The organism is Rhizobium sp. CG4, assembly GCF_023701965.1.
Taxonomy (GTDB): Bacteria; Pseudomonadota; Alphaproteobacteria; order Rhizobiales; family Rhizobiaceae; genus Agrobacterium.
Map to the genome: position 1 here is coordinate 1 of NZ_JABAEG010000013.1, position 22,827 is coordinate 22,827.

19 protein-coding genes are annotated in these 22,827 nt (G+C 54.3%); 9 read left to right on the forward strand and 10 right to left on the reverse strand.

Annotation, left to right across the window (positions count from 1 at the left end):
* Positions 1–341: 341 nt before the first annotated feature.
* The 6 genes from HGO37_RS25025 to HGO37_RS25050 form a co-directional block, all read right to left on the reverse strand.
* A complete protein-coding gene (locus HGO37_RS25025) occupies positions 342–704 on the reverse strand; it encodes a ribbon-helix-helix domain-containing protein (RefSeq protein WP_250985741.1) in 363 nt (120 codons plus the stop codon).
* Between the two features lie 102 nt (positions 705–806).
* Entirely contained in the window at positions 807–1,367 is a 561-nt protein-coding gene (locus HGO37_RS25030; protein WP_285201273.1) for a DJ-1/PfpI family protein, read from the reverse strand.
* 175 nt (positions 1,368–1,542) lie between these two features.
* Positions 1,543–3,687 (reverse strand): catalase, encoded by a 2,145-nt coding sequence (katE, locus tag HGO37_RS25035; RefSeq protein WP_250985742.1) that lies wholly within the window; start codon positions 3,685–3,687, stop codon positions 1,543–1,545.
* 95 nt (positions 3,688–3,782) lie between these two features.
* Positions 3,783–4,289 carry a YciE/YciF ferroxidase family protein gene (locus HGO37_RS25040; protein ID WP_250985743.1) on the reverse strand — a complete coding sequence of 169 codons (507 nt, stop codon included), beginning with the start codon at positions 4,287–4,289 and terminating at the stop codon, positions 3,783–3,785.
* Positions 4,290–4,364: 75 nt separating this feature from the next.
* Positions 4,365–4,973, reverse strand: a complete 609-nt coding sequence (locus tag HGO37_RS25045; protein WP_250985744.1) for a general stress protein — start codon at positions 4,971–4,973, stop codon at positions 4,365–4,367.
* 27 nt (positions 4,974–5,000) lie between these two features.
* Positions 5,001–5,303: a PepSY domain-containing protein gene (locus HGO37_RS25050; RefSeq protein WP_285201279.1), complete on the reverse strand. Its 303-nt coding sequence runs from the start codon at positions 5,301–5,303 to the stop codon at positions 5,001–5,003.
* 590 nt (positions 5,304–5,893) lie between these two features.
* Between HGO37_RS25050 and HGO37_RS25055 the strand changes: the two genes are divergently transcribed.
* Positions 5,894–6,166 (forward strand): hypothetical protein, encoded by a 273-nt coding sequence (locus HGO37_RS25055; protein WP_250985746.1) that lies wholly within the window; start codon positions 5,894–5,896, stop codon positions 6,164–6,166.
* Positions 6,167–6,292: 126 nt separating this feature from the next.
* On the opposite strand, the gene HGO37_RS25060 is transcribed toward HGO37_RS25055, so the two are convergent.
* The gene (locus tag HGO37_RS25060; protein ID WP_192490201.1) at positions 6,293–7,306 is read right to left on the reverse strand and encodes a LacI family DNA-binding transcriptional regulator; all 1,014 of its coding nucleotides are present in this window, start codon (positions 7,304–7,306) and stop codon (positions 6,293–6,295) included.
* A 195-nt stretch (positions 7,307–7,501) separates the two neighbouring features.
* On the opposite strand from HGO37_RS25060, the gene HGO37_RS25065 reads away from it, so the two are divergent.
* The 8 genes from HGO37_RS25065 (at position 7,502) to HGO37_RS25100 (ending at position 18,522) form a co-directional block, all read left to right on the forward strand.
* Positions 7,502–9,427: an ABC transporter substrate-binding protein gene (locus HGO37_RS25065; RefSeq protein WP_250985747.1), complete on the forward strand. Its 1,926-nt coding sequence runs from the start codon at positions 7,502–7,504 to the stop codon at positions 9,425–9,427.
* 106 nt (positions 9,428–9,533) lie between these two features.
* On the forward strand, positions 9,534–11,648 hold the full coding sequence (locus HGO37_RS25070; RefSeq protein WP_250985748.1) for a family 10 glycosylhydrolase: 2,115 nt from the start codon (positions 9,534–9,536) through the stop codon (positions 11,646–11,648).
* A 26-nt stretch (positions 11,649–11,674) separates the two neighbouring features.
* Positions 11,675–12,661: an ABC transporter permease gene (locus HGO37_RS25075; protein WP_192490204.1), complete on the forward strand. Its 987-nt coding sequence runs from the start codon at positions 11,675–11,677 to the stop codon at positions 12,659–12,661.
* Between the two features lie 11 nt (positions 12,662–12,672).
* Positions 12,673–13,848 (forward strand): ABC transporter permease, encoded by a 1,176-nt coding sequence (locus HGO37_RS25080; protein ID WP_250985749.1) that lies wholly within the window; start codon positions 12,673–12,675, stop codon positions 13,846–13,848.
* An 11-nt stretch (positions 13,849–13,859) separates the two neighbouring features.
* A complete protein-coding gene (locus HGO37_RS25085) occupies positions 13,860–15,572 on the forward strand; it encodes an ABC transporter ATP-binding protein (protein ID WP_250985750.1) in 1,713 nt (570 codons plus the stop codon).
* 9 nt (positions 15,573–15,581) lie between these two features.
* Positions 15,582–16,358, forward strand: a complete 777-nt coding sequence (otnI, locus tag HGO37_RS25090) for a 2-oxo-tetronate isomerase (protein ID WP_250985751.1) — start codon at positions 15,582–15,584, stop codon at positions 16,356–16,358.
* Between the two features lie 13 nt (positions 16,359–16,371).
* A complete protein-coding gene (locus HGO37_RS25095) occupies positions 16,372–17,223 on the forward strand; it encodes a 2-hydroxy-3-oxopropionate reductase (RefSeq protein WP_250985752.1) in 852 nt (283 codons plus the stop codon).
* Between the two features lie 36 nt (positions 17,224–17,259).
* A complete protein-coding gene (locus tag HGO37_RS25100; protein WP_250985753.1) occupies positions 17,260–18,522 on the forward strand; it encodes a glycerate kinase type-2 family protein in 1,263 nt (420 codons plus the stop codon).
* 160 nt (positions 18,523–18,682) lie between these two features.
* Here the strand turns inward: HGO37_RS25100 and HGO37_RS25105 are convergent, their stop codons facing one another.
* From HGO37_RS25105 to HGO37_RS25115, 3 genes are all read right to left on the reverse strand, one after another.
* Complete coding sequence (locus HGO37_RS25105) at positions 18,683–20,674, reverse strand: BCCT family transporter (protein WP_250985754.1); 1,992 nt, start codon at positions 20,672–20,674, stop codon at positions 18,683–18,685.
* Between the two features lie 438 nt (positions 20,675–21,112).
* Positions 21,113–21,379 (reverse strand): hypothetical protein, encoded by a 267-nt coding sequence (locus HGO37_RS25110; protein WP_192490211.1) that lies wholly within the window; start codon positions 21,377–21,379, stop codon positions 21,113–21,115.
* Between the two features lie 267 nt (positions 21,380–21,646).
* Positions 21,647–22,720, reverse strand: coding sequence for an AI-2E family transporter (locus HGO37_RS25115; protein ID WP_250985755.1), 1,074 nt, complete (start codon positions 22,718–22,720; stop codon positions 21,647–21,649).
* Positions 22,721–22,827: the final 107 nt, after the last annotated feature.

The window sequence follows — 22,827 nt, forward strand, 5'->3', positions numbered from 1 at the left end:
ATGACCTCAGCGCGACTGCGCTGCGGATGATGATAACGATTGTTTTAAAGGGAGGGTTCGTTGAAAGCGCGGTGCTAATCGCGCGGTAACCAAAGCTCAGCAAGAAAATATCGATAATGGATAGATAGTGGATCTTAATCTGATTGTCAACTTTTAGTTTTGCGAGCAGGCAATTCTACCTATGGGTGTCAATGCGGCCGCCACGTCATTTCCATCTCGTCGGTGATCGGCAGATCGGGATTTGACGAAACAGCACTTTCGCCACCCAGGATCTGAAACGTCCGGGCAGGCCAGTTGCTTGAGGTGCGTGGTAGAAGGCAAATCACGGCAGAGCACCCTTGTCAGTTGACTATCGTGTTATACTGCTGTGCCTCCCGGGCAAGTATTTCGCGGGCCGCGTGATCGGCAATAGGGATGCTTAGATTTGCCGAAATTTCGCCCGCAGCGATGAGGGCGTGGTAACGGGCACAGCATACGCGCAAGAATGAGGTGAAGTTGCCGAGATCATGATCGGCATCCATCGCCTCATGCCATAGCCTTGTTATGAGCTGCGCGACAGTCATGCCGTCGCGCAGGCCGATTTCGCTGAGCGTATACCAGAAATGATTTTCGATCCGGATCGAAGTGGTCACACCATCGATGCGCAGACTATGGGTGCAGCTTTGCCACTGACTGGCATCGGCCTTGATAAAGAGTTCGCACATCGCAAGGGCCTCCCTTCCCATTAATGTTAGAGCAGTGTGAACATTCCTCGAGCTGGCAACAATCCTACTGCCCACTGGTTCGCCCGGAGTTGGAGACTGCTCTTAAAGAATCGCAAGAAACTGCTTGAGCCATGCCGGGTGTGCGGGCCATGCTGGCGCCGTCACCAGATTGCCATCGGTGACGGCTTCTGTCACTGCAATCTCGGCGAATGTTCCACCCGATGCCGTTACTTCGTAAGCGCAGGCCGGGTACGCCGAGCAGATACGACCCTTCAGAACGCCTGCTGCAGCGAGCAACTGAGCCCCGTGGCATATTGCGGCAACCGGTTTTCCCTCGTCAAAAAAATGCTTCACCTTGGCGAGGACATCGGGGTCCATCCGGAGATATTCCGGTGCACGGCCGCCCGGGACGACTAACGCATCGTAATGCGCTGGATCGACCGATGCGAAATCGGCATTCAAAGTGAAATTGTGGCCGGGTTTTTCCGAGTAGGTCTGTTCGCCTTCGAAATCGTGTATCGCGGTCTTGACCTTGTCGCCCGCCTTTTTGCCGGGGCATACGGCATCGACGCTGTGGCCGCAGGCCAGAAGCGTCTGGAACGGAACCATCGTTTCATAGTCCTCGGTGAAGTCACCGGTAATCATAAGAATCTTCGCCATCATACATCCCTCCCTATAGCCGCGATGATTGCAGCAACAGATTAGACGAAGTCCATTGAAACGGGTGTTATTCCAATACTACGACCGTAATATTTTCATGCTCGCAGCGCTCCGTGTGTCACTTTGGATGTGCGATCGTTTGCTGGTTGATGGGCGGGGACAACCCCGCCCATCTAGGCTACTTGATTGGCGGAGAAGCCTTACCAAGCTTTACCGATGGCTCACGGCCCCAGACACGAAGTTTGCCAAGTTCCGAAACGAAAGCTGACAGGCCCTCTTCTCCGGGCAAAGCCAGAACGCCTTCATCAAGGTCTGCAATCCCCGCTTTTTCAAGCAGCGGGAGCGCTGATTGATCGTAACCGATGAATTTGCAGTGCTGAAAAGCGTCGGCCACAAAGTCTCTGGCAGTCGCCTCATTCACTAGGTCGTCAATCGCATCGGTCGACGTGAGAATGGCCACGGCATCGAACAGGACCGACGGTCCGCCATCGATCATATGCTGAGCCTCGATCCAACTCCCATCAGACCCTTCGACCCCGCCGACCTTGGGTGCAATCAGCTCGACAACACCTTTTTCCTTTATGATGGCATCTGTCAGACCTTTCAGTAGCCTGGCATCCACACCATCGGTGACCAGAATACCAAGTTTTCGCCCTTCGAAGCGCTGGGGCCCGTTTTCGATGATGCTGAGCGCGGGGGATGGCTCCAGATCCTGGCGCGTTGGTACCGCAGCGTCAGCAGGCTTTGGCATTCTCTTGATGCCGAGCTTCTGGGAAACGGTCGTGGCAAGCGTCTCATCGATGTTTAAAAGATGGGATATCATGCGTTCGCGAATGACCGGGATTTCAACCTTGCTGAGTTCAAATGTCAAAGCAGCGGCGATGTGGCGCTGTTCCGGTGGTGTTTGGCTGATGAAGAATTGCCTTGCTTGGCTATAGTGGTCAGCAAAGCTCTCCGGACGTAGCCGGGCTTTTGCTCCCTGTTCCTCGGCGGGGAAATGTCGGTACCCACGGGTCGGTGATTCCCGCGGCCCTTCGCCAAACGAGTTCGGCTGGTAATTGACCTTACCGACAGGATTGCGCATTGCCATATGACCGTCCTGTTGGAAATGTGCGAACGGACACTTCGGGGCATTGATAGGCAGGTGCGTGAAATTCGGCCCGCCCAGGCGTTTCAATTGTGTGTCGAGGTAAGAAAAGTTGCGGCCCTGCAGAAGAGGGTCGTTACTGAAATCGATGCCCGGAGGCACGTTCTGCGTCATGAAGGCAACCTGCTCGGTTTCCGCGAAGAAGTTGTCTGGCATGCGGTCAAGGACCAGCCGCCCGATCGGCTGAGGCTTGATGATTTCCTCGGGGATGATTTTCGTCGGGTCGAGTACGTCGAAATCAAAGCTGTCGGCGAAGGCCTGATCGAAAAGCTGGACCTGTAGCTCCCATTCCGGAAAGTTGCCTGACTGGATGGCGTTCCAGAGATCGCGACGGTGGAAGTCCGGGTCGGCGCCGTTGATTTTGACCGCTTCGTTCCAGGCCACGGACTGAAGGCCCAGTTTTGGCTTCCAGTGGAATTTCACGAAAGTCGACTCCTCCTTGGCATTCACCAGGCGGAAGGTGTGCACCCCGAAACCTTCCATGAAGCGGAAAGACCGCGGTATGGCACGATCGGACATGGTCCACATGACCATGTGCATACTTTCGGGAGTGAGACTGATGAAGTCCCAGAAATTGTCATGGGCCGTCTGCGCTTGGGGGAAGGCCCTATCCGGTTCCTGCTTGGCCGCATGAATGAGGTCCGGGAATTTGATGGCGTCCTGGATAAAAAAGACGGGAATGTTGTTGCCCACCAGATCCCAGTTGCCTTCCTGGGTGTAGAGCTTAACGGCAAACCCGCGCACGTCGCGTGCGAGGTCGGCAGACCCCTTGTTTCCGGCTACGGTCGAGAAACGTACGAAGGCGGGCGTCTTTTCACCTTTACGCTGCAGGAAATCAGCTTTCGTATAGGCAGCAAATGAATCGTACGTCTCGAAGAATCCATGCGCACCATAACCGCGCGCATGCACGACCCGTTCGGGAATCCGCTCATGGTCGAAATGAAACATCTTCTCACGGAAGTGAAAGTCGTCGACGACGAGTGGTCCCAGGGCCCCGATGCGCAGCGAGTTCTGGTCGTCCGCAATTGGTCCGCCCTGGGCGGTCGTCAATATGGGTGTGTCGCCTTCGGCTATCTGGTGTAGTTCACCACCCGGCCCGCGCTGTAGCGTCACATCGTGTATCGTGGCGGTATCGGGTGCTGAATGCGGCGATTTAGCGGTTGTGTTCTTGGCCATGGTGGGCTCCTGATGAACTGGGTTCGACGGGCGCCTGCGGCCCGAAAGCAGAAAGGCCGCCCCCGAAGGGCGGCCTGATCCGTAGTGTCGGCAGTCTAGCTGGCTTTCTTCATCGTGCCTTTGGCATTCGCTGAAGATTCACCGAGCGCCGTGAGCTTCTGGTCCGTGGCAATCTCTTCCTGCAAGGTGGCATCCAGTAACGACGCTGCCTCCTTCATTCCAAGCTGGCTGGCCCAGGACTTCAGCGTGCCATAACGGGCGATCTCATAGTGCTCGACAGCCTGCGCGGAAGAAATCAGTCCGGCATCGAGCGCTGCCGTGCCTTTGTAGTCCTCCATGATCTCTTCGCCTTCTGCGAGAATGCCCTGGATCGCTTCGCATGTCTTGCCGCGAGCGGGCTTGCCAAGAAGCTCGAAAATCTGCTCCAGACGCTCGATCTGAACCTGAGTTTCGTCGCGATGCTGGAGGAATCCAGCCTTGCCTTCTTCTGATTGCGCGGCGCGCGCCATTTTCGGCAAGGCCTTCAGGATCTGTTTTTCAGCGAAGTAGATGTCCTTGAGGGTATCAAGGAAAAGGTCGTTCAATGTTTTTTCGTTAGCCATTGGTGTTGTCCTGTTTTTTAAAAGGGGTGAACTAAAATTGGAAAACACGCCTCTTATGGGCGGGCTTTGTCTGGGCTAGAGACCAGCGCCTGTGCGGCGATAGCGGTTACGTTCCTGCTCGATTTCCTCGGCGGGGTAGGGGTCGAGGGTATCGTCGAAACGCGTCCAACCCTGCTCCTCGTAAGCGGCTCGCCGCTCTGTCGGATCAACCAGGTTCGAACGCTTCAAAATTGCGTCTGCTTGTGGAGCGAGTGTGTCTTCGACTTTAGCCGTTACCAGCGTTCCGCCGCGGCGAACGCCCTCGGCATAGACGTGCGCGTCGTCTTCGGTTACGCCCGAGCTTGTCATGGCGCCGATTATCCCGCCGGTCGCGCCGCCTGCGACTGCGCCTGCAACCGCACCGGCAGCTGTGGCTGCAAGCCATCCGGCGGCCACGACCGGTCCAACGCCAGGGATTGCCATCAGACCAAGACCCGTGAGCAGGCCACCAGTGCCGCCGATGGCGGCACCTATGCCAGCACCTGTGCCAGCGCCCTCGGCTGCATTTGAATTATCCGCGTGCCGATCGTCCGCATTGTGAGAAACGATACTGATGTCGCTGGATTTTACGCCCGCTGACTCGAGAGCGCCGACAGCTGCGCTTGCATCGGAATAGTTGTCGAAAAGGCCGGTTATAGTTTTCATAATTGAAATTCCTATTGTTATATTGGGTTACTTCGCGACGACATTGCCCTGATAGTCGAGTGCGACCGAAACGGACTTGCCGTCCTTCACGCCGGTGGCCATCCAGATGCCATTGTCATCCTTTTTCAGGTCCTTGACGGAGAACCCTGCTTCTTCGATCCGTTTTTTCGCCTGTGCTTCGGTGAAGCTGTTTGCCCCTTCAACGGGTGCAGTGGCATTCCTAGGCTGCGGTGTGGCGATAGCTGGTGTCGTTGCATCAGAGTTCGCGGTCGGCGCTGTCTGAGCGAATGCGCAAACCGCGCTGGCGCTGAGCAGCGCCGCGGCAAGCATATAATTTTTCACTGGGGTATTCCTCTCGTTTGGAGCTCGTAGTTACGAACTCCTCAGTCCCTAACCCCAGGACCCGGCAATTGTTCCATGCTGCTGGAGACTAGTTTAACTTGCCGACTGACCTGAGCGGGCCACACGCCCGGTTTTGAAGAGCGCTCACAGACCAACAGCGGAAATAATGGGGGGCACGGATGTCGCGGGGACGCCAGGGCGACCGACCACTGGTGCTTTGACCATGTGTCTGACGAAGATCTAAGGGGATAAAAGCTTTCATCGAGTTTCATGGTGGACGCGTGGAGTGCTGACGCATCGTCTCGATTCTCTCGTACCCCTGGCGCGACTACTTCGTTGGGCGAGGACGGCATGAATGGCCGAAACCAGTTGAGATGGGACACGGCTTGTTCCAACTCAGCTTAGCCTGCTGAAAACCTTGCTCCGATCGGCGACGTCAGTGTCGGAGTGCTTTGCACATGCCAGTGCCGCCGATTTGAGCTGTGTGGCCCGGCGATCGATGATTTACCGAGAGGCGGGCGCGCTCGTCTTTTCGCCTCATCTTGCTCCTAGCGTAAGACATCAAGAAGGAAACAGACATGCTGAAATATAGCCTCATCTTTGCCCTCCCGATTATGGCAACGCTCGCCGCTTGCTCCTCTGCTGATGTGCAAAAAGAAACGGCGCAGGAAGTACGGCCGATGGACGAAGTGCCAGTTCAAAAGACCCTGCCGAACGGAGATCGGGAATATGCTTATCGAAGTGGTTGCTTGGTCCTACTGGAGCCAAAGCGTGCTGTGGTGAAGAGTGAAAGTGCCAACTGTCAGCTACACCACCGCGATATTTCTTTACTCTACGCCTCTGGCGATTGATTTCACCACACGAGTGAAAATGGCCATCGTGTCTCGCTGGATGATCGTGAGTTCTTCACGCCTCCTGCTTCCATGGCCTAACCAACATGCTGTTGGATTGCCGGTTCGAACCCGGCCAAAGGCAAGTTACCTCGAAGCCTCATTGAGTTGTTTCGCTTGCACGGGAGCCGGCCCCGATGATCTCCTCTCAATGAATGTCGATGCAATAAGAATGCGTCGTGCCGGAACCGAGAGGTCGCGCGTTTCAAGCCGCTCCAGCAAAAGCCGAAGCGCCGTTGCACCCATTTCCAGGCCTTGTACTTTAATCGTCGTAAGTTGTGGAGATATCTGGGTTGCAGCGGAGAAGTCGCCAAAGCCGACAACCGACATATCTTCGGGAATCCTGAACCCGCGGGCTAGAAGCTCGGAAACCGCGGTCAGTGCCAACCCGTCATGAGCACAAAACATTGCCGTGGGGAGGACGCCGGATTTCTGGAGTGTTAAGAGGGCCGGGATAAAGCCGCCGTCTTCTGCGAAACGCAGGTCATGGAGTTCAGCATCCGGGCAACCCTCCAGGCTCTCCCTCAGACCATAGTATCGCTCCCGTCGTCCGCGATATCCTTCTTCACCCTGAAGAAAGACGATCTTGCGGTGGCCAAGACCAAGCAGATATTCACCCACAGCAATTCCGGCCTCATGATCGGTTCCGCCCACATGATCCGCCTGCTCCAAAGGGGAAACCCAGCCCAGCCGGACCACGGGTACACCTGAAGCTTTGACGATGTCGAGCGTGGTCTGCTCGTGAGGGCCAACAAGAATGATGCCAGCGCTATCTTTGGCCATTGCCTCTACGCGATTGGCATCGTGGGTCCACTGCAACCGAACCGGCTGGCCGAGCCGGTGGGCCTCCCGTTGCATGCCATCCTGGAGCATCGTGCGCAGCTCATAGCTCACACTATCCACTTTATCATGAAAGATGAGGGTGATTTCGCGCTGTTCCTCAATCGGCTTTTGCCGGTTGTACCCGAGTGCGGTTGCAGCCTCCTCAACCCGCTGTCGCGTGCTTTCGCTCACACCTTCCTTTCCCGCAAGGGAGCGGGAGACGGCAAATTTGGACAGCCCGGTGTAGCTGGCAATGTCCTGCAGCGTGACCCGACCCATGTCGAACCCTCCTGAATATTGACGCATCGCGCAGTGAATAAAAAAATTTAACATAACGCTTTACCTAACAAAATACATAATGCAAGCTAACAAAATAACAAAACAAATACTCAATGGAGATTGATCTGCAAGAAAGCTGAGGTGTCGGCCCGGAGGAGGGGAGATTCACTCGGCGTATGAAACGAGGAGGAAAACATGCAAGGATTAAAACGCCGCGCGTTTCTCGCTGCGGGAACAGCAGCTGTTTTGCTGCCTGCCCTACCTGTTTGGGCTCAAATGACTTTCACTGAAGCTGAAATGCTGAAAGACCTTGTCGGCGAAGGAAAACTGCCTGCGCTGGCGGATCGTTTGCCGTTGAACCCGTTGATTGTCACACCGCTTGAGCGCGTCGGCTCACACGGTGGCGACTGGAACAGTGCCATTGTTGGCGGCGGTTCCTTGTCGATGCTTTTCCGGTACCAAGCCTATGAACCGCTGTTGCGATATTCACCAGACTGGTCGGGCGTTGTGCCAAATGTCGCCGAACATTATGAAGCCAATGCTGATGCGACAGAATTCACCTTCAGGCTTCGGAAGGGTATGAAATGGTCGGACGGTGAACCCTTTACCACCGAAGACATCCTGTTTTGGTACGAAGATATCTTCAACTATGAGGGGCTGGATGACGTCGGCCAGAACCACCTGCGTTCCGGTGGAAAGAAAGCACGGTTTGAAGCCGTTGACGACGTGACATTCAAGGTAATCTTCGCCGCGCCAAACGGGCTTTTCCCGTTGAGACTGGCGTGGGCGAATGATGATCAGACGACCCGGGCGCCAAAGCACTATCTCAAACAGTTCCACATCAAGTACAATAAGAATGCTGAGGAAGAGGCGAAGAAAAAGGGCGCCTCCGGTTGGATCCAGTTATTCCAGCGTGAGGCCGGGCTGGTTGTCGACAATGAATTCTTCCAGAATTCGCAACGCCCCGTCATCCACGCCTGGAAGATGACCGTGGCTCCCGGACAAAGCACCGATAGGGCAATTGCCGAGCGCAATCCTTTCTACTGGAAGGTCGATCCTGACGGCAAGCAGCTGCCTTATCTGGACCGCATTGTATACCAGATGGTCGCCGATCCCCAGGTGTTGCTTTTGAAAGCGATGCAGGGCGAGATTGACCTGATGGACCAGTACATCGCAACCCCGGCGAATCGCGCCGTACTTTATGACGCACAGGAGCAGGGCAACTTCGGTTTTTACACCCTGACGTCAACCGAAACGAACGAGATGGTGTTCCAGCTCAACCTCAATCACCCCAACGAGTTCAAGCGCCAGCTTTACAACAACAAGGATTTCAGGGCTGCTCTATCGATGTCGCTTGACCGCCAAGCCATCATCGACACGGTTTTCATCGGCCAGGGCACAGTATCGCAACCCGCACTCAGAGCAGAAGATCCGCTCTACAACGAGCGCCTCGCAACGCAGTTCACGCAATATGACCCGGAAGGCGCAATTGCCCTTCTCGACAAGATCCTTCCCAACAAGGACGGTGAGGGTTACCGTCTGGATGACAGCGGTAAACGTTTAACGGTCATATTTGAAATTGATCAGGCGCGCGCAACCTTCCTCGACATTTTTCAGCTGGCGCTGCCTATGTTCCAGGCTGTTGGTGTTGATGTTCAAATGCGAACGATGGACCGCTCGTTGTGGGAAGTAAGGGTGCGTCAGGGTATCGAATATGATGCGACGGCTCACCGCTTCGGCGGTAATGGCGGAATTGCCGCCATTCTTGATCCTCGCTACTACATTCCAAATACCACCGAAGCGCTTTACGCCAAGGGATGGCAGTTGTGGTATCGAGATCCCAGTTCCAAGGGCGCAGTCGAGCCACCTCAACCGGTCAAGGATGCGTTGGCCCTTTATGACCGCGTACTTGGCTCGGCCAATCCTGACGAGCAGAAGAAACTGATGGCTGAGATTCTGGAAATTGCAGCCGATCAATTCTACGTTTTTGGCATATGCCTGCCAACGGACAGTTACGGGGTCGTCAAGAAGGACATGCGCAACGTTCCTGAAACCATGCCGAATTCATGGGGCTATCCGACACCTGCTCCAGCCAATCCCGAGACGTTTTTCAAAGCCTGATCGCTCTCCCTCCCCGGACTGAGAAATCGGTTCGGGGAGAGTAAATCTCCACGTGTCGCACGTGCCGTCCCCGGCGCGGCAGCAACCTATTGCCATGGATATCAATATGCTTCACCGACCAAATACGTCCACCGATACAGCCAGCCGCTCCCATGAGTGGTACAAATCTGCCACCCGATGGACACAGCTTACATTTGCGGAGGACGATCCGGAAAAATACGATCCAGAATTTTGGATCGATGTTTTCCGGCGCACGAAATCGAATGCCTTATGCCTTTCGGCGGGCGGTTACATTGCCTATTACCCCAGCGAAATCCCTTTGCACTATGTGTCCAAGTTCATTGGCAGCACAGACCCTTTTGGCACGATCGTTGAGGGTGCACGCAAATTGGGAATGCACGTGATGGCACGTGTCGATCCACATGCAATTCATGCGGATGCAGCGCAGGCCCACCCTGAATGGGTTGCAATCAACAAGGATGGCAGTCCGCGCGAGCACTGGGCATTTCCCGGCATTTATGTGACTGACGCACTGGGAAGCTACAACCGCGATTTTACGACAGACGTCATTCGTGAGATTGTTTCGAAATACGACATTGACGCGGTGTTTGCCAATAGATGGCAAGGTCATGGGGTGTCCTACAGCGAGGACAACCAGCGGCGTTTCAAGGATGAGACCGGCTTTGACCTGCCGCTAAAACCGGATGCGAGTGATCCTGCCTGGCAGGCATGGGCTGCGTGGCGCAGGCGTATTCTGACTGAACTGGTTGTTTATTGGGACGAAACCGTCAAAGGCATTCGGCCGCATGCCAGCTTCATCCCCAACATGAGCGGCTCATCGCTCATGGAATTTGACCTTTCACTTATTCAAAAACATTGCCCGATTCTTTTCGTTGACCATCAGGCACGTCAAGGCGTTGAGGTTGGCTGGTCCGCGGGGCGAAACGGCAAACGCATCCGCGCTACATTTCGAGATCGGCCTGTTGGCTTGATTACGTCCATCGGGCCAGAGGAGGAATATCGCTGGAAGGATTCCGTTCAGAGCGGAGAAGAAATCAAGCTCTGGATCCATGACGGCATGGCGCAGGGACTTTTCCCCTGGTTCACGAAATTCAATGCATGTGTTCCAGACGATCGCTGGGTACAGCCGGTCGTCGAGGCCTTCAATCTTCATGCTGACATCGAGCCGCATATCGACGGCATGCAACCAACTGCCGAGATTGCGATTATCGATCCTTCAACCACGCTTCGGCACTGGGCGCCAGAAGAACGGCATATTGCCGAGCAAAACGATCTCGGCTTCTATCATGCTCTGGTCGAGGCACGTATTCCGTTCGAGTTTGTGTCCGATCAGGTCATGACAGCAGAAACGCTGGATCGCTTCAAGCTAATCATATTGGCAAACGCCGCCTACCTTTCCGATCAACAATGTAGCGCCATCGAAGCCTACGTCCAACGCGGCGGATCGGTTGTTGCTGCATACGAAACGTCGCTTTACGACCAGGTGGGCAAGCCGCGCGCTGATTTTGGTCTGGCAGACGTCTTTGGGGCACATTTGACCTCTTCGACCCGCGGGCCGGTCAAAAACACCTACATTGCTCTTTCAGGTACCCATCCAATCAACATCGGTTACGACGGTGCTGCCCGCATCATCGGTGGTACGCACCTGATAGCCGTCAATGCAGAAAAAACTGCAGAAACACCGTTTCTCTACGTTCCCGACTTTCCTGATTTGCCTATGGAAGAGGTCTATCCGCGACAAGAGCCGACGGGCGCAGCCGTTGTCGCGAGGGACACAGGGTATGGCGGTCGCGTGGTTTACATCCCCTTCAACCTCGGTGAAGTCTATTGGAAAGTGCTGGCACCGGACCACGGGCGGTTGATTGCTAATGCAGTCAACTGGGCTTTCGGTGAAGATCATCGTGTTAGAATTGATGGCAAGGGGATCATCGATATTGCGATCTACGAAAAGGAAGACGCACTGGTGGTATTCCTTGTCAATCTGACAAACCCAATGATGATGAAGGGACCGCTGCGAGAGGTGTACCCCATTGGGGTCCAGACGCTTTCAGTAGCACTGCCGAAAGGAAAGCGGTCTGCCGTCGCAAAGATGCTGGTGAAAGGTCAGGAGTGCGCCTGCCGTATCGTGGGCGGCCGGGTCGAAATGGAGGTGCCATCGGTCGAGGCCATGGAGACGGTCCACCTGACCTGGCATTCATAAGCCGAGAAAACCAGTGGGAGGAAGCCATGCTGGCCTATGTGCTGAAACGTATTCTCTACATGATACCGACATTGTTCGGCATGTCGTTAATCGCCTTCATGATCATTCAATTGCCGCCTGGCGATTATCTGACCTCGCTTCTGTCCACCATGGCTGATGGGGGACAGAACCTGGATGAAGCAACCATCGCCCGCCTTCGCGCGCAGTATGGTCTCGATCAGCCCGTCTATGTCCAGTATTTCGTTTGGATGACGGGTATTCTGACGCGGGGCGATTTCGGCTACTCGTTCGAGTGGAACCAGCCGGTATCAACGCTGATCTGGGATCGCATGGGCTCGACCCTGCTCATCTCGTTTGCCAGTCTGTTGATGGTCTGGGCCATTTCACTGCCCATCGGTATCTACTCAGCGGTAAAAAGGCATTCGTTCGGTGATCACGCCTTTACCCTGCTTGGATTTATCGGCCTGGCAGTGCCCAACTTCATCATGGCACTGACCTTGATGTATATGAGCTACCGTTTTCTGGGCCAAAGCGTCGGAGGCATTTTTTCTCCTGCATTTGTAGATGCACCGTGGAGTGTTGCCAAATTCACGGACATGCTTAGTCACATGTGGATACCGATCATTGTCATCGCAATGTCCGGTACTGCGGCAATGATCCGCATTCTGCGTGCCAATCTCTCCGACGAATTGAGCAAACCCTACGTGATTACGGCGCGTGCAAAGGGGCTTCCCGAACGGAAAGTCATTGTAAAATATCCGGTGCGTATCGCGCTGAACCCCTTCGTCAGCTCAATTGGCTGGGTTTTGCCCGATCTTGTGTCCGGTGTGACCATCACTGCAATCGTCCTCAATCTGCCAACCGCAGGCCCGCTACTCCTTCGGGCGCTTGTGGGGCAGGACATGTATCTCGCCGGCAGTTTCATTCTTCTCATGGGCGTGCTCACCCTGGTTGGCATGCTGATTTCCGACATTCTTCTGGCTGCGCTTGATCCGCGCATCCGTTTCAACTGAAGGGGCTCTCCATGTTGAGTGACACAAATAGCGTCTCCACGCTGGAAACAGGTCCCGCAATCAGTCCTTTGAAACGCAGCGGTAAGGTCGAGAGCCTGGTGGCGGCTGGGCAATGGACACTGATCCGCCAGCGCTTTTTCAGACATAAGGTCGCCGCCGTTGCTGGTGTGATCATTCTCATTCTTTACGTCATTGGTGTTTTTGCCGAGTTCCTGGCACCGGGTCTGCCCAACGCATCAAGGCCGCAATACACATTTGCCCCGCCGCAGAGAATTGCCCTGTTTGCCCCCTCGGCGGATGGCGGAAGCAAGTTTCTTCCCCATGTCAAAGGTTACAAGATCGAGATTGATCCGAAGGCCCTGCGCCGCAGCTTTGTCGTTGACGAAACAAAGATCATTCCCATTGGCCTGTTTGTGGAAGGTTCGCCCTATAAGCTTTGGGGGCTTATCCCGATGCAAACTCGTTTGATGGGACCGCTCGACCAGCGGGAACCGATGTATCTTCTCGGCTCGGATCGTCTTGGACGAGATCTGATGAGCCGACTGATCTACGGAACTCGAGTGTCAATGTCGATTGGCCTCGTGGGTGTGGCCATTTCGCTTACCCTTGGCGTTATCATGGGAGCGGTATCGGGATATTACGGAGGCTGGGTCGACACCCTGATACAACGTATCATCGAGATTGTCAGCGCCATGCCGACAATACCGTTGTGGCTGGGGCTGGCCGCCGCCATTCCTCTGACATGGTCACCCTTATCTGTCTATTTCATGGTCACGCTGATCGTTTCACTGTTGGGATGGACAGGACTTGCCCGCGAGGTCAGGGGGCGGTTCTTCTCGCTGCGTGGCGAAGATTTTGTAACGGCCGCCAGGCTGGATGGAGCAAACGAGCGCCGCATCATCTTTCGTCACATTCTTCCGTCGCTTACCAGCCATATCCTTGCTGTCGTGACGCTCGCCATTCCCACGATGATCGTTGCTGAAACGTCGCTGTCATTTCTAGGGGTCGGCCTCAAACCGCCTGTCGTCAGTTGGGGCGTATTGCTTCAGGACGCACAAAATGTCCGTACGGTTGCAACAGCCCCGTGGCTGCTGATCTGGCCAAGCCTGGCCGTCGTGCTGGCTGTGCTGTCCTTCAATTTCTTTGGCGATGGTCTGCGCGACGCGGCCGACCCTTATGACACATGAGGTGCATCACGATGATAAAATCTGAAACATTGCTCTCGGTGCGCAATCTCTCCATCGATTTCCATTTGCGAACACACATCCTTCATGCCGTGCGTGACGTGAATTTCGATTTGCAACGCGGCAAGACACTGGCACTTGTCGGGGAAAGTGGATCGGGAAAATCGGTTACTGCCCGCTCATTGATGAGGCTCATCGACAAGCCAGGTCGCATGATCGCCGGCGAGATCCTTCTCGACGGACCAGGCGGTCCGGTTGACGTCGCAAAAATGGCAGAGGGCAGTCGCGAGGTGCTTGCCATTCGTGGCGGTCGCATCGGGTTGATTTTTCAAGAACCGATGAGCTCACTTTCGCCCGTCCACACGATCGGATCGCAGATTGTCGAGGCTATCCGACTGCACAACAAGGTCTCGAAGAAAGAAGCTTGGGAGCGCTGTATCGATCTGTTGAGGCAGGTCGAGATCCCGCAGCCAGCTTTGATGGCCAAGCGATACACTTTCGAGTTCTCGGGCGGAATGCGCCAGAGAGCTATGATCGCCATGGCTCTGGCCTGCGATCCTGAAGTGTTGATTGCTGACGAGCCTACGACAGCACTGGACGTGACCACCCAGGCGGAAATCCTTGACCTCATTAAACGCCTGCAAGACGAGCGTGGCATGGCAATGCTGCTGATCACCCATGATATGGGCGTAGTCGCCGAGGTAGCTGACGATGTTGCGGTGATGAGGTTTGGGCGGATCGTTGAGAAGGGACCAGTCGATGAGATCTTCCACACCAGCCAGCATGCCTACACGCGCCAACTTTTGAACGCGACAGTGAAGCTAGAGGGCGCTGCCGAAAAACGAGCGCTACCTTCGTCGCTCAGTTCTTCGGTCGAGCCGGTACTATCGATACGCGGACTGACGAAAATTTACGGTGGGGCATCGAAACTTTTCGGCGCAAGCGCTGGTCAGGGACTGGTCGCGGTGGACAATGCCACTCTTGAACTCTTTCCGGGTGAAAATCTGGGCATTGTTGGCGAAAGCGGTTCAGGCAAGACGACCTTAGGGCGCATGATGTTGCGTGTGATAGAGCCCACCGCGGGCAGCGTACATTTCCGCCCCGATGGTGACACTGCACCTGTTGAGGTCACCTCGCTCGGTAAAACTGATCTGCGTCGCTACCATCAGGATGTGCGACTGATCTTTCAGGACCCCTTTGCATCTCTTAATCCGAGAATGACAGTCAAGCAGATCATTGCGGATCCACTGATCGTATCGGGAAAAATGAGCGGGAAAGCCGTCGAAGAACGCGTTGCCCAACTGCTTGAAAAAGTGGGCCTGGACCCACTGGCGATGGAGCGTTATCCGCACGCCTTTTCTGGTGGCCAACGGCAGCGCATCGGCATAGCAAGAGCGCTGGCAGTTGATCCCAAAGTGATCGTTGCAGACGAGGCAACCTCTGCACTTGATGTATCGATCCGTAGCCAGATCCTCGATCTGCTGCTTGATATCCAGAAGCAGCTGCATCTCAGCTTCATTTTCATTTCTCATGATATTTCGGTCGTGCGCTACTTCTGTGATCGCGTGGCGGTGATGCACAAGGGAAAGATTGTTGAAGTTGGAGATGCGCAGACGATCTGCACCAACCCGTCGCAGCCCTATACGAGGCGGTTGATTTCCTCCGTTCCAAATCCCGATCCACGCAACAAGCGCATGCTTCATCGTCTGCGCGCAGAGCAAACCTGAGGCCAGCACATGCCCAAATTCGCAGCCAATCTCTCCATGCTTTATACGGAGCACCCATTCATCCAGCGTTTTGCTGCCGCCGCTGCGGACGGTTTCAAGGCCGTCGAGTATGTCAGCCCGTACGAGGAGACACCCGAGGCGGTCGCCGCCGAATTGAAGAAAAACGGTTTAACACAAGCTCTTTTCAATTTGCCGGCCGGTGATTGGGCGGCAGGAGAGCGTGGCTTAGCCTGCCTGCCCAACAGGGTCGCCGAGTTCGAGGTGTCGGTGGACACTGCACTGGCATATGCGGGTGTTCTTGATTGTCAAAAAGTCAATTGTCTTGCCGGTGTCGCTCCCAAGGATGTGGCTCCCGACATTCTGGAGGAGACCTTGGTAAAAAACCTGCGTTATGCGGCAACGCGGCTTGCAGATGCAGGTGTGACCTTGGTGTTCGAACCGATCAACACCCGCGACATTCCTGGCTATTATGTGACCAACACAGATCATGCCGAACGTATCATCGGGCGCGTCAACCATCCCAATCTGTTGATACAGTACGATTTTTATCACATGCAGATCATGCAGGGCGACATCGTCAGAACGTTCGAGAGGCTGCAGAGCTCCATTGGCCATGTTCAGGTCGCCGATAATCCAGGGCGCCACGAACCTGGCACAGGCGAGATCAATCACGATTTCATTTTCAAACGTCTGGACGCGCTTGGCTACGATGGCTGGGTTGGTTGTGAGTATCGCCCGGCGGGCGATACCAGCCAGGGGCTCGGCTGGCTGAAGGCATATCAATAAGGGAGAAGGTACGTTGCAAGTTGGATTTATTGGACTGGGCGTTATGGGTCGCCCGATGGCGCAGCATTTGATTGAAGCCGGTCATGACCTTTATGTGCATCGGGTCAAGCCCGTCTCCTCGCATCTCGTTGAGAGCGGTGCGGTTGCCTGCGACACAGCGGCGGAGGTTGCGAAGTCGGCCGAGGTGATCATTCTGATGCTGCCCGACACGCCTGATGTCGAAACAGTTCTGTTTGGGCAGGATGGCGTTCAGCAAGGTCTCAGCAGCGGCAAGCTCATCATCGATATGAGCTCCATTTCGCCGTTGGCAACCAGAGACTTTGCGGCTCGAATTGAAGCCCTAGGCTGCGACTATCTGGATGCACCTGTGTCGGGTGGCGAGGTTGGCGCAAAGGCAGCGTCTCTGACCATCATGGTTGGTGGAAAGGCTGAGGTCTTTGAGCGTGCCAGACCGCTTTTTGAGCGTATGGGCAAGAACATCACCTTGATTGGTGGCGTCGGGGACGGCCAGATTGCGAAGGTTGCGAACCAGATCGTTGTTGCTCTCAATATCCAGGCGGTTTCAGAGGCACTGAGGTTTGCTCAAAAGGCAGGCGCCGACCCCGCGATTGTACGTAAGGCATTGATGGGTGGTTTTGCCGCGTCTCGTGTTCTTGAAGTGCACGGCGAACGTATGATCAACGGAACGTTTGAACCAGGCTTCCGCATGCGTCTGCATCACAAGGATTTGTCGCTTGCTATGGAATCAGCCCGACTTCTCGAGTTGATGTTGCCAAACGCAGCGTTGGTGCAACAGCTCATGAACAGTGCGTTGGCCAAAGGCTTCGGAGACAAGGATCACTCGGCGTTGTTTGAGCTTTTGTAGTCGATCCCCGCTGATGGCCTTAGAAAGGAACCTGCTGTGATTTTAGATCCACGCCGCTTTCTGACATCTCTCTATGATGTGGCTGTGCAAGCGGCAGATCCCGCAAATGGCATGACGAAATTCCTGCCTGAGCCACCAGCCAATGGTCGCGTCGTGGTGATCGGTGTCGGGAAGGGAGCCGCCCAGATGGCACGCTCTTTTGAACAGGTCTGGGACGGTCCGCTCAGCGGCCTTGTCGTGACGCCTTATGGCTACGAGTGCGAAACGCGTGATATCGAAGTAATCGGGGCGGCTCATCCGGTGCCTGATGAATCCGGACTTACCGCTGCAAAGCGGCTGAAAACGATCCTGTCAGGCCTTTCTGCTTGCGATCTCGTAATTGCTCTGGTGTGCGGAGGAGGTTCAGCTCTTCTGCCATCACCACCGGATGGCTTTACCCTAGCCGACGAGATAGGTCTGAACGAGGTACTTCTTGCGTCAGGCGCACCAATCTCAGCAATGAATGTGGTACGAAAACATTTCTCCACGATCAAGGGCGGGCGGCTTGCTGCGGCGACGAAAGCACGCGTCGTCACTTTTGTCGTCTCGGATATTCCCGGGGACACTGCTGCTCTCGTGTCGTCTGGTCCAACGATTCCCGACGACAGTTCCCGTCAAGAGGCACTGGACATAATTGGGCGTTACCGCATGGAGCTGCCATCGAAACTGGTGGATTTTCTCAGCACGCCCGCTGCGGATGCTCCATGTCCAAAAAGTGCTGTCTTTGAGGGCAACACATGGCACGTTTTGTCTTCGGCGCGTGTGGCGCTCGATGCTGCCGCAGAATTTGCACAGCATGGTGGTGTTAACGCGGTGATATTGTCCGATGCCATCGAAGGCGAGGCGCGGGATGTTGCGCGCGTCCACGCTGCCATAGCCCGTGAAATTGCCACACGTGACAGTCCATTTGCAAAACCTTGCCTGCTGCTTTCAGGCGGAGAAACTACCGTGACATTAAAATCTAAAGGTGGCAGGGGAGGGCGCAATGGCGAATTTGCTCTCTCGCTGGCGCTTTCCATCGACGGTTTAGAGGTGCACGCCCTAGCAGCTGATACTGATGGCATCGATGGTTCGCAAAATAATGCTGGAGCATTTGTCGACGGAACCAGTATGGAGCGCTTTCGCGCGAAACACATTGATGGGCAGGCCCTGCTTGCCGCCAACGACAGTTATTCGGCTTTCTCCCTCGCCGGGGATTTGTTCGTCTGTGGGCCAACCGGTGTTAACGTCAACGATTTTCGCGCTATCCTGATCACCTGATATGGGCCCTGTGGGGGTTAAAGGCACTTGTACGGCTGAGCTAGTTGTCGCTGCAACAACAGCATGCCAGTTTCGATCAGCATATGGGACCGTTGGTCTATAGAGGTACTGGATGTTTTTGGAAAACCCTGTTGTTGATTTCCTGCATTGTGAGATTGTATCAAACTCCCGAGGGATGTTCCGGGGCACCGTGGACAAGCTGCATATCGGGAGAGTTTACCAGATGCAGGTATCGTTCAAATTGGATAAGCACATCGGCTAGAATTTGATCTCGTGACATTCCCATCAGGTCGTACCCCCGGTTACCACTCGAAAAATAAGTCCTTGCCTCGTATCTGAGCTCCGGTTGTCCTGCACGTATCGTTGTGAAACTAGCAACACGGTGGCTCGTCAGGGACACGCCATATACGAAGTCGCGCACGCCTTCAGCTGGTGATCGAAGGACAATTGCATCGTCGTCTTCTGTCAAAATCTCTGAAATTCTGCCCTGTGCCGTGAGTTCTTCCGCCATCTGCACAAGAGCAGGCCGCACATTCGTTTCCATGAAGCGGCGAACGTCTTGTTCGGTGGCTGCAGTCAACATTAAACCAAGACGACGTTGCCATGTTTGTCCGCTGGCAGGCTGCGCCGGTGGAAGGACACTCTGGCCTTGATGAGCCTCCCGCTGTGCGAGATCTTCCCTCATACCCCTAAACAGGGACCATACCAGAGCGAGCATCACCACTGTAAAGGGTAGCGCGCTCGCAACTGTAACGGACTGCAAAGTCGCAAGGCCACCGGCCAGAAGCAGGCAACCCGCTACCAATCCCTCCATCATACACCAGAAGACGCGTTGCCCCGTGGTTGTGGTGGTTTCGCCGCCTGCTGCTATAGCGTCGACGACAAGTGCACCAGAATCTGCGGACGTGACAAAGAAGATCGAAACCAGAACTACCGCCAGGGTTGAGGTGATAGCGGGAAGGGGGAGATATTCGAAAAACCGGAAAAGCGCGACCGACATATCATTGGCCACAGCATCGCCCAAGGCGCCAGATGCCACACCGGTATCGATAAACATAGCTGTATTGCCGAACACCGTCATCCAGAAAAAAGTGAAGCCGGCCGGTATGAAAAGTACCGCCATCACGAATTCGCGCACTGTGCGACCTCGCGATATGCGGGCGATGAACATGCCAACAAATGGCGACCACGAAATCCACCAAGCCCAGTAGAACAATGTCCAAATGTCGATCCATGGAGTGGGTTTGTAGGCATATATGTTGAAGCTGCGCAAAACGATCGTGTCCAGATACATTCCGAGGTTTTGCACGAAGTCCCTGAAAATCTGGCCAGTTGGTCCGACGATCAGCACGAAGATCATCAGCAGTATTGCAAGTAGCAGGTTGGTTTCGGAAAGGATCCGCACACCCTTGTCGAGGCCAGAGACCACTGACAAGGTCGCAACCAGGGTCACAGCGGCGATCAAAGGCAACTGAATCTCTGTGCCAATAGGGATGCCCAGCAGGTGATTTAGCCCCGCATTGATTTGCGCAACGCCTACTCCAAGAGAGGTTGCTATGCCAAACATTGTTCCCACAATTGCAAAAATATCTACAGCATGCCCGATTGGCCCATTTATCCGATTTTTGAGAAGGGGATAGAGGCCGGAACGGATCGTGAGTGGCAAGTTATAGCGGTAGCCAAAATAAGCTAGAGACAGACCCACGACAGCGTAGATTGCCCAGGCGTGAATTCCCCAGTGGAAGAACGTCACTGTCATCGCTTCCCGCATGGCTTCAATCGAACGAGGTTCTGCTGTGGGAGGTGCCATGTAATGCGTCATGGGTTCACCTACCGCATAGAACATGAGGCCGATGCCCATCCCGGCTGCAAACAGCATGGCCACCCATGACGTGAAACGAAAATCAGGAACTGAATCGTCAGGACCGAGTTTCAGCTGCCCGAAACGTCCGAATGCCAGTACCAGGACAGAAAGCAGAAATATTGCAACTGCAAGAAGGTAAAACCATCCAAAAGCGCTCAAAATTGACTTTTGCACCGCACTGAACAGCAACCCGGCCTCTCCCGGCATAAAGACACCGATGGCGAGAAAGATACCAATGATGAAGAGTGACCCATAAAAGACTGGAGGGTTTATGACGAAAGGCTTCATAGGTTTTGATCTTTCCAGCGTCTGGTTTTCCAGGAAATCATGTCTACTACGAAGTATTTTGACGCGCGGATGTTACTCACGACGAATTCCCGAACTGTAATCAATATGCCTGAAAGTCTTTGAAGTATCGGTGGATAGAACGGCTTTGAAGGGGACTGCGTTCCACCCAATTACTGACCCGTAAAAGAAGGGGAGAACGCTGTGACGACAGGCGCACGTGTCCAGGTTCTTATCGATGATACGGCCGGACTAAATATCCAAGCGGTTGTGCAGATCATAGGGAAGTATTGTCGGAGACGGTGTTCATATGACCAACCATGCCATAGACGCAGCTTCGCCCTATGAGATCCTATCTGGCGGTTAGGTTTATGATGTCTGCGTTTGCGTTGTCAGAGTGTGACGACACTTGAGTTCGCTAACGGCCTCATTCATTTCCGATCATCCTTTATCGAAAACAGACGGATCTACGACTTCATTCCCCAGTTGGTCGTTGATCTCGTTTTTGGATTGCCCCAAAATTTGAAGAAGCGCCGTGTGCTCAGGTTTGCCAACACTCTCTTCAAGGAAATCAGAAAGTGCCTTGCGGGTCTGCTGACCTCCGGAAGGCTTATTGGCTGTGTGCAGGACAACTATGTCTCCGTCATTTGTCTCAATCGACCAACGATCACCATTACTGCTGATTGAAAACTCTTTATTATCGGTCATTATAGTTCCCTTCGACGGTGAGTACGGTTTTCACTCTCGGTCGCCCGGCAGCACTACAAATAGGCAGTGAAGCTAATATTTTTTTGGGTAGTTTGCCGCGGCTATCGGCCTCAAGTACAAAGCGCGTGCATTACGCACCATTCGTCGGTTCAACATAGTTTCTTGCTGTTGTGTTCCAAATTGTCTTCTCCGGACAATTAAATCGTCTGTCGTCAAACTCAGATCGCAAAACCGGGATGCAAAAAGGCGAGCCAGTCGTCTGCGGCCCTACATGATCACTTCGTCGGCTGCTTCATTTTTTTTGGCGTTCTGTTGTCGGCCAAAAAGCGACCATGCCGACATAAACAGGGCGGCAATGAGCGGCCCGATGACAAATCCGTTAATTCCGAAAAGTGAAATGCCGCCGACAGTGGAAACCAGAACAATGTAGTCTGGTAACCGGGTGCTTTTACCTACCAGCAATGGTCGCAAGAGGTTATCGATCAGCCCTATGACCAGCACTCCGATGAGTACCATGGCGAGCCCCTTCAACCATGCTCCGGTGAGGAAAAGCCAGATAGCAGCTGGACCCCAGACAAGAGCTGCTCCAACGGCCGGCAGCATTGACAGAAAGGTCATTACCACACCCCACAATGCAGGCGCTTCGATACCAAGAGATAGGAAAGCAATACCGCCAATCGTTCCCTGAATGATCGCGATGATGATGTTACCCTTCACGGTAGCGCGCACAACTGCTGCGAATTTATCGACGAATTGGCGCGTGTAGTCATCGCTCAATGGAATTGCCTGTTGGATTGTTCTGGCAAGTCCCGCACCATCCCTGAACAAAAAATACATGAGATAGAGCATTATGCCGAAACCAATAAAAAACTGCAGTGTGTTCTGGCCCAGGCTGAGAACTGTTCCGGCAATCGACTGTCCTGCTTGCATAAAGGCAGCAGAGACACTCTCCCGCAAATCTGTGAAGCCATCCAGCCTAATTGATCTTAGCAAGTCGTTGGCAAACGCGGGCAAAGCCTCCTCGATGCGCGTGGAGTAGGCGCTAAAATCAATCTCGTTGTTATTTATCCGTTGATAAAGGTTGGAGCCTTCACGAATGAGCGACCCCAAGATAATCATGGACGGCAGGATGACGAGAAAAATGCACAACAATACGGTTAGCAACGACGCTATCCCGCTCCTCCCTTTTAATGCATGCTCGACCCGCCTGTGTACCGGAAAGAATATGATGGCAAGAATAACTGCCCATAGCACGGCACTGTAATATGGCAACAAAAGCCAGAAAAACGCGATCGTCACTACCGCCAGCAAGATGTAGAAGCTTGTTCGTTGAATAGACATGTGTGCCTTTGTTGGCTAGCCGAACCTAGCTTTCTCTTCAGCAAGTACAGATTTTGGTAGTACTATAGCAGTGCCGTGATTTTCCGAGCAACACGGCTCGGTCTGTC

Bases quoted from the DNA above. Each gene is read 5' to 3' on its own strand.
- HGO37_RS25030 (WP_285201273.1), bottom strand. From the start codon at position 1,367: ATGATGGCGAAGATTCTTATGATTACCGGTGACTTCACCGAGGACTAT.
- HGO37_RS25050 (WP_285201279.1), bottom strand. From the start codon at position 5,303: ATGCTTGCCGCGGCGCTGCTCAGCGCCAGCGCGGTTTGCGCATTCGCT.
- HGO37_RS25075 (WP_192490204.1), top strand. From the start codon at position 11,675: ATGCTGGCCTATGTGCTGAAACGTATTCTCTACATGATACCGACATTG.
- HGO37_RS25025 (WP_250985741.1), bottom strand. From the start codon at position 704: ATGTGCGAACTCTTTATCAAGGCCGATGCCAGTCAGTGGCAAAGCTGC.
- otnI (WP_250985751.1), top strand. From the start codon at position 15,582: ATGCCCAAATTCGCAGCCAATCTCTCCATGCTTTATACGGAGCACCCA.
- HGO37_RS25065 (WP_250985747.1), top strand. From the start codon at position 7,502: ATGCAAGGATTAAAACGCCGCGCGTTTCTCGCTGCGGGAACAGCAGCT.
- HGO37_RS25105 (WP_250985754.1), bottom strand. From the start codon at position 20,674: ATGAAGCCTTTCGTCATAAACCCTCCAGTCTTTTATGGGTCACTCTTC.
- HGO37_RS25085 (WP_250985750.1), top strand. From the start codon at position 13,860: ATGATAAAATCTGAAACATTGCTCTCGGTGCGCAATCTCTCCATCGAT.
- HGO37_RS25045 (WP_250985744.1), bottom strand. From the start codon at position 4,973: ATGAAAACTATAACCGGCCTTTTCGACAACTATTCCGATGCAAGCGCA.
- HGO37_RS25040 (WP_250985743.1), bottom strand. From the start codon at position 4,289: ATGGCTAACGAAAAAACATTGAACGACCTTTTCCTTGATACCCTCAAG.
- HGO37_RS25110 (WP_192490211.1), bottom strand. From the start codon at position 21,379: ATGACCGATAATAAAGAGTTTTCAATCAGCAGTAATGGTGATCGTTGG.
- HGO37_RS25055 (WP_250985746.1), top strand. From the start codon at position 5,894: ATGCTGAAATATAGCCTCATCTTTGCCCTCCCGATTATGGCAACGCTC.
- HGO37_RS25060 (WP_192490201.1), bottom strand. From the start codon at position 7,306: ATGGGTCGGGTCACGCTGCAGGACATTGCCAGCTACACCGGGCTGTCC.
- HGO37_RS25070 (WP_250985748.1), top strand. From the start codon at position 9,534: ATGCTTCACCGACCAAATACGTCCACCGATACAGCCAGCCGCTCCCAT.
- HGO37_RS25080 (WP_250985749.1), top strand. From the start codon at position 12,673: ATGTTGAGTGACACAAATAGCGTCTCCACGCTGGAAACAGGTCCCGCA.
- HGO37_RS25115 (WP_250985755.1), bottom strand. From the start codon at position 22,720: ATGTCTATTCAACGAACAAGCTTCTACATCTTGCTGGCGGTAGTGACG.
- katE (WP_250985742.1), bottom strand. From the start codon at position 3,687: ATGGCCAAGAACACAACCGCTAAATCGCCGCATTCAGCACCCGATACC.